This window comes from Bacillus sp. FSL R5-0443 (assembly GCF_038608285.1).
Lineage (GTDB): Bacteria > Bacillota > Bacilli > Bacillales > Bacillaceae > Bacillus > Bacillus velezensis.
Genome location: NZ_CP152013.1, coordinates 2,139,157 through 2,149,957 on the forward strand (window position 1 = coordinate 2,139,157; position 10,801 = coordinate 2,149,957).

Annotated in this window: 1 protein-coding gene; it reads right to left on the reverse strand. The window is 50.7% G+C overall.

What is annotated here, in order from left to right; all coding sequences use genetic code 11:
- Positions 1-18: 18 nt before the first annotated feature.
- Positions 19-10,794 carry a non-ribosomal peptide synthetase gene (locus NYE28_RS10630; protein ID WP_094031761.1) on the reverse strand — a complete coding sequence of 3,592 codons (10,776 nt, stop codon included), beginning with the start codon at positions 10,792-10,794 and terminating at the stop codon, positions 19-21.
- Between the last annotated feature and the right edge of the window lie 7 nt (positions 10,795-10,801).

Here is a 10,801-nt window from a genome sequence, read left to right on the forward strand (position 1 = left end):
GTGTTCCTCCCGCTCGGTTTAGTGGAAGCTGAGTAAGTCGGCAATATCCTGCAATGCTTCCTCAGTCAGCTCCCGATCATCAAAGTCACTGACGGTCTTCTCCGTATCGGTTTTGCTGAGGCAGTGTTCCGACAGTTTCAGGAGATAATACCGGCAGCTTTCGGACAGCTGTTCGATCGTATCTTGCCGAAAGCGCTCCGTTTCATAGGAAATACTGACGGTCATCCGGCCTTTTGCCGCAATCGCGCTGATTTCAAGTGACTGCTCCCGTTTCCATGTATCTGTCACATCATCTCCGCCTCCCAAAGGAGAAAACTGAAACGCGTCAGGCTGTTCCGTTTCTGCCGGGTTCCCGCCGGGCGCATCGAATTGCCCGAGATAATTAAAGCTGATCTCCGGTGCTTTCCCGAAAGTCATCCCGGCAAGCTTCGGCGGTGTTAAATATTTGAGGACACCGTATCCGTTCCCTTTATCCGGAATGCGCCGCAATGTGTCTTTGACGGTTTTCAATGTGCGAATTTCATATTCTTCAAGAGGTTCATAAGCTCCGCTCCGGAAAAGCACCGGGTAAATGGAAGTGAACCACCCCACTGTCCTGCTGATGTCCGCACCTGCCTGCTCCGATTGGCGTCCGTGTCCTTCAAGGGCGATTTTCAAAGCGTGCCGCGGCGACCATTTTTGAACAGCGAGCACGGCGGAAGCCAAAAGCACATCTTGCGTATCCGTATTGTAGGCGCTGTGCACATCTTTCAACAGGGCGTCCGTTTCACTTTCTGTCAGAGTGAAGGATACCGTGTTCCGTTTTTTTGCAGGAGTTTGAGATAAATCTGCCTGTTCGTAAGGAAGACTTTCTGTTTCATAGTGTTCAATCTCCCGCCAATACTCCGCCTGCTGAAGAAGCTGTTTACTTTCGGCAAAATCGGCCAGCTGCTCCGTATATGTTTTGAATGACATGGTTTTCGGAGGGAGTTTGATTTCCTGTCCAGAGACGGCCTGTTCATAAGCAGAAGCCAAGTCTTCCAATAAAATCCGCCATGATATCCCGTCGACAGCGAGATGATGGACCGTCAGAAACAAGTAATCTTCTGCTTCAGAGCGGAACAGCCCCGCCTGTACCAGCGGCCCGTTCTCTAAATCCATGTTTCTCTGAAGCTCTGCGACGCGGCGTTTTACAAAACGTTCCTTCTCATGCTCATCGCCTTCCATTTCTAATATGGTCAGGCTGTAAAGCTGCTCATCTGCGAGGTCAGCCGGTCTGTTGAAGAGGAGAAGACCTTTCTCTTCGTCTTTTATGCAGACAAGGCGCAAGGCATCATGATGTACGGTAATGGCTTTTAACGTTTTCCTCAGAGCCTCTTCATCTATTGAATTTGCTCTCGTCAGCATGACGGACTGGTTAAAATGATTTGCTTCCTTCATGTCTTGTGTGAAGAACCATTTGTGAATCGGCGACCACTTCACTTCTCCTTCTGCAGGAGCTTGGCTGACCGGCTGCCGCTCTGTACGGACATAAGGCGCCAGCTCCCTAATTGTCGGCCGGCTGAAAATATCTTTTACGGCGATCTGTTTTCCTGCTTGATGTAATCGGGCTGATACTTGCAGGGCTTTGATGGAATCGCCGCCCAGTTCAAAAAATGATTGATCCGCGGCAATGTTTTCAGTTCCGAGCACTTCGCTCCAAATCGCGGACAGCTCTTTTTCCATGTCGCTTTCAGGCTCGGTAAATGCCTGTCCGGTGTGCGCTTTTTTCCGCGGCTCAGGAAGCGCGCGGCGGTCAAGCTTCCCGTTCGGTGTGACAGGCAGGGCTTCAAGTGTTTCAAAGAACGCCGGCACCATATAAGCGGGCATTTCATTTCTGAGCGCCTGCTGCACGGTTTCACTTTCTGTTCCTTCTTCTGTCACGATATAAGCGCATAGTTCCGTTTGGCCTGCTGATGCGGTATGAGCGGTGACGGCTGCTTCTTTGACACCTTTTATGCCTGTTAAGGCGGATTCAATTTCTTTCAGTTCCACCCGGTAGCCTCTGATTTTGACTTGCTCGTCTATTCGGCCGATATATTGCAGCGTGCCGTCCGGCAGCCATTTTGCCAGGTCGCCCGTGCGGTACATGCGCCGGTTCTTCTGGAACGGGTCTTGGACAAAGGCTTGGGCCGTTTGCTTAGGAAGATTGCGGTACCCTCTTGCAAGACCGGAACCCGAGATGCAAAGTTCTCCCGTTACACCGATCGGCTGCGGATGATCTCCGTTTAAAATATAAACGTGTGAATGCTCAATCGGACGGCCGATCGTAATGTTCTCACTTTGTTCTATATGTCTTGCCGCTGTAGTGGCGACGCTGTTTTCCGTCGGGCCGTACTCATTGGCAAGCTCCGTGTGTGGACAAACTGATAAACTGCGGCTGATAATGTTTTGGTCGACAGCTTCTCCCGCTAATGTGACAATTCTGAGAGACTCTGCATCCCCCGGCTCCAGTACGTCAAGCAGTGTACGGTACAGTACGGGAACAATGATCATGTGAGTGATGCGGTAAGATGCAAGATAGTGTTTAATAGCAAGAATATCTCTTGCTTCATCTTCGGCTAAAACGGCCGCTTTCGCACCGGAAATCAGCGGTGTGAACATGCTTGTTACAAACCCGTCAAATGAAAATGAAAAGAGCTGAAGAATCGTATCTTTCTCATTCAGATCATAAAATCCGCTCCGCCATTGAAGGGTTTGGCTGACGGATCGATGTTCGACCATAACCCCTTTCGGCCTGCCTGTCGTTCCCGATGTATAAATGATGTAAGCTAAATCTTCCGGTGCTGATAATGACTGGACCGGCGAAGCATCCTGTTCTTGGATATCCTCCAGTGCGATCACTTCACCGTTAAAACGATCAGGCACTTGTTCTATCGCACCGTGTGCGGTAAGAAGAAGCGCTGTGCCGCTGTCTGAGATGATATATTGCTTGCGTTCCTCCGGATATTCAGGATCTATCGGGACGTAGGCTCCTCCGGCTTTCCAAACCCCGAAGACTGCCGCGACTTGTTCCGGCGATCTTGGTATCACAATGCCGACGGCTGCATCAGGTCCGATCTGCCGTTTTTGCAGAGCTCTGGCGATTTTATTCGACCAGTCATCTAATTCTTTGTATGTGATCAATGTTTCCCCGCTGATAAGGGCCGCGGCATCAGGTGTTTTTCGCGCCTGGGTGATGAACAGTTCATGAACTGTTTTTTCAGGCAGCTGTTGATCCGTCATGCCGTTAAAGTCCGAAAGAATCCGGTTCCGTTCCGGAGCAGTCAGCATGCTGATCGCTTGTAAAGAAGTTTCCGGTTCACGGACAATGTGTTCAAGCATCGTCATAAAGTGGGAAGCCCAGCGTTGCATTGTTTCTCTCCGGAATAAAGACGCCGCATATTCAAACAGAAAATGAATTTGTCCCCCGCCTTCAGAAGCCTGCAGAGTGACATCAAATTTGGAAACCGGACGGGACACGTCCGCAGGCTGAATATGCAAACCGTCCAACAGCAGTTCCTCATGCTCTATATTCTGGACGACAAGCATGGCGTCAAACAGCGGATTGCGGCTTGTGTCCCGCTGCACACCGAGCCGTTCCACTAGCTCTTCAAACGGGTAATCCTGATGCTCATACGCCTCAAGCGCGGCCTGGCGGACTTCCGCCAAGTAATCGGTAAACCGTTTGTCTCCTTTCGGCTCCGTTCTGATGGCGAGCGTGTTGACGAACATGCCGAGAATCGGTTCAAGGTCTTTGTGCGGACGCCCGGCAATCGGCGAGCCGACGATGATGTCTTCCTGCCCGCTCAATCTCGCGAGTAACGTATTGTACGCGGCGAGAAGCACCATATACAAAGTGGAGCCGTGATCCCGGGCGATTCGGTGAAGGCCGGATGCCGTTTCAGCGTCAAGCGTGCACGATACGCTGCCGCCCGCAAAGCTTCTGACAGCCGGACGGGGCTTGTCAGCCGGAAGCTCAAGCACCGGAAGCTCTCCTTCTAGCCGCTTCAGCCAGTAGGCTTCCTGCTTCTGGTACCCTTCTTTCTCCTGAAACGACCGCTGCCAGACGGCATAGTCTTTATATTGAAGGCGCATTGGCGCAAGCGAACGGCCTGCGTACAGCTCGCCGAATTCTTTTATCAAGGTGTTGACGGACACACCGTCAGAAATAATATGATGCATATCCGTTAATAAAAGATGACGTTCGTCCGATTCTTTCACGAGGGCCGCACGGAAAAGCGGCGCTTCCTCCAGACAAAACGGCCGGACGAATGCGTCAGCTGACCCGGCCTCATCCAGCTGAAACGGCACGCTGTCATGGATGCGCTGCACCGGTTCGCCGTCAGGCCCCGTTTCAAAGGACGTTCTAAGCGACTCATGCCGCTCAACAAGCTGCCGGAACGTCTCCTCCAGCCGGCCGCGGTCAAGCGGGCCCGTCAGTTCCAGCACAGCCGGCATATTGTAGCCGACACCGCCGTCTTCAAGCTGTTGGAGCACATACATCCGTTTCTGCGCCGAAGACACCGGGTAGGTGTCCTGTGTTTGCGCAGGCTGAATCGCTTCATACGGGCTTTCTTCCAAGTCCTGAATAACCGAAGCGAGCTCTTCCACCGTCGGCCGGGCGAAGATGTCCTGTAACGGCACCTGAACACCGAACTCTTTGGCGATGCGGGAGACGAGAGCCGTCGCTTTTAACGAATGGCCGCCCCGCTCAAAAAAGTGATCCCGGATGCCGACGGGGCCGTTTTTCAGCACCTCTTCCCAAAGGGCGCAAAGCTTCATTTCCGTGACGTTCCGCGGGGCGGTGTACGCCCGTCTGTCTGCCGCTCCGCCGGGAGCCGGCAGCGCGCGGCGGTCAAGCTTTCCGCTCGGCGTGACCGGCCATTCGCTCATCTCTATAAACTGAGCCGGCATCATGTAGGCCGGAAGGCGTGTCGCAAGCTCCGCCCGCACGTCATCGCTTTCCCGTCCTTCGATATAGGCGTAAAGCGCGGTTTCGCCGTGTTCGGTTCGGGCGGTGACCGCCGCCTCACGAATACCGTCGAAGCGCCGGATCGCCGCTTCGATTTCTCCCGGTTCAATCCGATAGCCGCGGACTTTCACCTGTCCGTCTGAACGTCCGAGCCATTCGACAAGGCCATCTTCTGTCCAGCGTGCGATATCACCCGTCTGATACATGCGTTCTCCCGGGTAAAACGGATCATTGAGAAAACGCTCCTCCGTCAGCTCAGGCCGGTTCAGATAGCCCCGGGCCACCCCTGTCCCCGCGATGTACAGCTCTCCGATACAGCCCGGCGGCAGAAGCCGTTTCTTTTGATTTAAAATATACAGCCGCATGTTATGCCCGGAAATGCCGATCGGAACATTGTGAAATTCTTTTCCTTGCGGCAAATCAAAGTACGCCGCTTCTACTGTCGCTTCCGTCGGACCGTAGGAATTTGTCAATTCCGTTCCCGGCAGAAGGTCATAAAAACGGGAAACCAGGTGCGGGCCCAATTGTTCGCCGCCGGCAAAAACCCTTTTTAAACATGTCTTTTTGATCGGCTGTTTTCTGGAATTTATATATTCCAAGAAAGCATGAAGCATGGATGGCACAAAATGAGCCGCCGTTATGCGGTTATTCTCCAATGCGTTCAGTATCATTTCAGGGTCTTTCTCGCCGCCTTGCGGAAGGAGGAAAACAGAAGCTCCCGCGATCGGCCACCAAAACAGCTCCCAAATCGAAGCGTCGAAAGAGTATGATGTTTTATGCAAAATGATGTCAGAATCACTTAATCCATAACGCGTTTGCAGTGAGTATAAAAAGTTTACGGCTGACCGATGTTCAACCTGCACGCCTTTTGGGCGTCCCGTAGAACCGGATGTATAGATGATATAAGCCAATGAATCAGGTTTTACCGGAACGTTAGGGTTGGCCGCAGCTTCAGGGTTTCCTGTTTGTCCGCTTTTCAGAGAGATCGTTTCTCCCTCAAAAAGATCTGGTGCGAAAAGTTCTGGTTCTGCCAGTAAGAATTTCACGCCGCTGTCTTTCAGTAAAAAGCGAATCCGCTCTTCCGGGTAATCCGGATCAATCGGCAGATATGCACCGCCTGCTTTTAAGACAGCGTAAATGCCGATCAGCATGTCAGGAGAACGCCGGCCCATAATGGCAGTTTTATCCTCCAGCCTTATCCCGCGCTTGATCAGCTGATGCGCAAGCTCGTTTGCCCTTTCGTTCAGTTCCTGATACGTAATCGAAATGTCATCAGTTAAAATTGCCGGACGGTCCGGCGTTTTTTCCGCCTGCTGTTCCAGCAGATCATGAAGAGACTGATGAAGCGGAAACGCTGTTTTCTGCAAGGGGCTGAAATCTTGAAGCAGAGACACTTCTTCTTTTTCTGTCAAGACAGAAATATCGTCTAATTCCAAGCCCGGATCAGCCGCGGCGTTTTCGGCAAGTGTCGTAAAAAATCCCGCCCATTTTTGAATCGTTTTTCTCTTAAACAAATCGGTGCTGTATTCAAACTGGCAGTACAATTCACCGGCGTTTTCAGAGATGTACAGTGATAAGTCAAATTTAGAAATCGGCAGGCTGACGTCTGCCGGCTGCAGTTCAAGTCCGGCTGCCCTAAGCTTCTGCTGTTCCATATTTTGCAGCGCAAATGTTGTGTCAAACAGCGGATTTCGGGACATGTCCCGCGGCACACCGAGCTTATCGACGAGCTCTTCTAACGGGTAATCCTGATGTTCGTAAGCCTCAAGCGCTGTTTGGCGGATTTCCTTTAAATATTCTTTGAATGTCATGCTTCCGTCGGGACGCGTCCTGAAAGTAAGCGTATTGACAAACATGCCCAGAACGGCGTCAAGGTCGGCATGAGGCCTTCCTGCAATCGGAGACCCGACAATCATATCTTCCTGTCCGCTTAAACGGGCTAACAGAACCGTGTACACACCGAGCAGCGTCATATACAGTGTGCATTTGTTTTCTTTCGCCAGCTTTTTCAACTGTGCTGTATGTTTTTCATTGATGACAAATGACACCCGGTCACCGGAAAAGCTCCGCACCGGGGGACGCGGCTTATCAGCCGGCAATTCAAGCACGGGAATCTCACCGGCAAGCCGGTTCAGCCAGTACTCCTCTTGTTTCCGATATGCGGCGCCCGCCATAAATGATTGCTGCCAGACGGCATAATCTTTGTATTGAATCCGTAACGGCGGCAGACTTCTCTCAGCATACAGCTCACTGAATTCACGTATCAAAAGATTGACGGATACGCCGTCTGAAATAATATGATGCATGTCAGCTAAAAGCAGATGCCGGTCTTTTTCTATTTGGACAAATCCCGCCCGGAAAAGGGGCGCTTTGCCGAGATCGAACGGCCGGATAAACGCTTCGGCTGATTGTTCTTTTGTAAATGCAAACGGCACGTCATCATGAATCCTCTGCACAGGCAGGCCGTTTTTTTCTTCAAAGGACGTTCTGAGCGGTTCATGCCGCCGGATCAGTTCCTTGAACACGGCTTCCATCCTGTCTCGGTCAAACGGCCCCCTAACCTCTAAAACGGCTGGAATGTTATAACTGACACCGCCATTTTCAAGCTGGTGAAGGACGTACATCCGTTTTTGGGCGGATGAGACAGGATATGTTTCTTTCATTTCTGTCTTTTCTATGGATGCGAACGGGTTCTCTTCTGCTTCACTGATGATTTTGGCGAGTTCTTCTACAGTCGGATGGCTGAAGACATCACTCAGCGGGATTTGCACACTGCACTCTTTAGCTATTTTTGCAACGAGTGCCGTCGCCTTTAATGAATGGCCGCCAAGCTCGAAAAAGTGATCGTGAACGCCGATCGGTCCGGTTTGAAGCACTTCTTCCCATATGCGGGTAAGCTTCAGCTCGGTCACATTCCGGGGAGCTGTATATTGACGGCCCGCTGCGTATGCCGAAGCTTCCGGAAGGGCCCGCTGATCGACTTTTCCGTTCGCAGTGAGCGGAATTGAGTCAACAAAAGCCCATTTGACCGGAATCATATAATCAGGCAGCTCTTTAGCCAAATCACTTCGCAGCTGAGAAGGATCAGTCGCTTGTGAGACGCTGCAGTAGGCGCATAATTCATTTTCGCCCGACTCATTCGTTTGAATCAGAACAGCAGCTTCTTTCACGGCATGATGATTTGCCAGGACGGTTTCAATTTCCTTCGGTTCAATCCGGTACCCTCTGATCTTCACTTGATCATCTGTCCGGCCGATGTATTCAATTTGGCCGTCCGCACGCAGTCTTGCCAAATCTCCGGTCCGGTACATGACGGCGTCCGTTCTGAACGGATCCGGCAAAAATTTCTCTTCGGTCAGCGCCGGATTGTTCACATAGCCTCTTCCTGTATTCGCCCCGGAAATATACAATTCTCCCGCAATTCCGAGAGGCTGAAGCTGTCTGTTTTTGCTGAGAATATACATTTTGTTATGATGGATCGGTTTTCCGATCGGCGGATGTTCAGGTATGTCATCTCCCGCAGAAATCGTATACGTTGAAACCACATGAGTTTCTGACGGGCCGTAATGATTATGCAGATGCATACCGTGTAAACGGAGCGTCTGCCTGAACAAACGCGAAACGGTCAGCTGCTCCCCGGCCGTAATGACATGCTTCACACAACGGGGAAAAGACTGTGCATAACCTTCTTCATTGAAAAGCATTTTGACAAATGCAGTCGGGAAAAACACAACTTCCGTGTTGTGCTGATCAATAAACGAAAACAGCTGAGAAACATCCCGTTTGATTGATTCCGGCACGATACAAAGGGTGCCGCCGCTCAAGAGTACTGAAAATAACTCCTGATAGCAGACGTCAAACGCCACAGATGCGTACTGCAGCACATTTGTGCAAAAATCAATGTCTGTGTTCGTCAATTGGTGAGAAAGCAGGTTGGCCATATTTTTATGTTCGAGCAGCACACCCTTCGGTTTCCCTGTCGTTCCCGATGTATAAATCATATAAAGGAGGTCGTTTGCCGTATTAATGGATTGCACATTGCTTCCGTCCGCTTCCGTCCCGGCCTCTTCTATATATGTAACCTGCAGCGTTTGTTCCGCGGGGACTGACTGATGCCGCTCTGTTACAACATGGACGCAGCCGCTGTTTTCAATGACATATCGGATACGCTCCTTTGGACTGCCCGGATCTATCGGGACAAAGGCGCCGCCCGCTTTTAAAATACCGAGAACAGCCGCCGCTAAAGAAGGGGAACGGCCGAGAATGACGCCTACCGGTTCCTCCCGCTTTAATCCGCGCTTTTGCAGCAGGCGGGCCAGCTTATTAGCCGATTCGTTCAGCTCTTTGTACGTCACTGACTCACCTTCATACCGAATCGCGATTTGATCTGGTGTTTTTGCAACCTGCCGTTCAAACATCGCATGAACCGTGTCATATTCAGGCTTTTCGGTCTCTTCAGAAATCGGTGCAAGCAGCTGCGCTTTTTCCCCTGGAGTGATGATTGCAAGCTTGTCCGGCGTGATGTCCGGTTTGTCGAGAACCTGGGAGACGATATGTGCCAAATGGCCTTTGATATTTTCAATAAATTGGCGGTCATACACGCTTGAATCGTATCTCATTTTCAAATGAATCTCGTCACCCGGCGCCACCATCAGGTAAAAACTGTAGTTGGTTTCGTCTTCCATGCTGAAATCATGGATGTGAAAAAGGTCTTTCGTGTCCCCCTTGCTGTTCAGCACTTCAAGCTCCTGTTCAACCGGATAATTCTCAAAGACGAGAATATGATCAATTAAGCCTTGTTTTACCTGTGAATTCGCCTGTATGTCATAAAGCGGGTGATAGCTGTAAGCCTGTCCTTTCAAAGCGTCCTTTTGCACGTTTTTGATCAGCTTTTGAAACGGGATATTTGCCCCGCTGATCCGGACAGGCACGGTATTAATAAACAGGCCGATCATTCGCTCGATGCCTTCGATTTCAGACGGCCTTCCGGAAATGACAGAACCAAAAACCGCATCTTCTGTCTGGTTATACGCCTGAAGCAAAATGCCCCAGAGCGTGTGGAAAATGGTGCTCAGCGTGACCTCTTCTTTTACGGCCAGCTCTTTCAGCTTAGCCGTGTCCTCTTTTGAAAAGGAAAACGTCACTTCCTCTTGTCTGCTTTCGCCGGCTTTTTTCTGCTTCGGCAGAACAGTCTGCTGCTCAAAGCCTTCAAGGTACCGCTCCCAGTACGAAGCGGCTTTTTCTTTATCTTGCTCCATCAGCCACTTGATGTAGGTCCCGTACGGCACAGCGGGCTCAAGCGTTAACGGTGTCCGGCGGAGCCGCGAGGCGTATATCTGGAAGAACTCTTTCAGCACGATTCCGAGACACCAGCCATCCATAATGATGTGATGGAAACTCCATATGCACGTATATTCACATTCACCGGTTTGAAGCAGCGTCACCCGCATCAGCATGTCTTTTTGCAGATGAAATCCTTTCTTACGGTCTCTTCGTTTGGCTTCTTCAATATGCTTGATTTGATCAGCCTTGTTTAAATTGGTGAGATTTTCCTCAATGATGCTGACGTTCCGCTCTTTTAATACGACCTGCTGCGGCACTGACACGTTCTGGCTGATAAAGATCGTTCTGAAAATATCATGTCTTTCGAAAAGGGCATGAACGCTCTCTTCAAACACGCGGGTGTCAACTTTCCCCGTTATTGAAAAGGAGGCCTGCTCGGCGTAAGCCTGTGATTCCTTTTGCAGGAGGGAATGAAAAAGCATTCCTTCCTGCATATAAGACAGCGGATAAATATCCTGAATTGCATTCTTTTTTGTCATGTTATAA

Excerpts from the sequence above, each read along its gene's own strand:
- NYE28_RS10630 (WP_094031761.1), bottom strand. The coding sequence starts at position 10,794 with ATGACAAAAAAGAATGCAATTCAGGATATTTATCCGCTGTCTTATATG.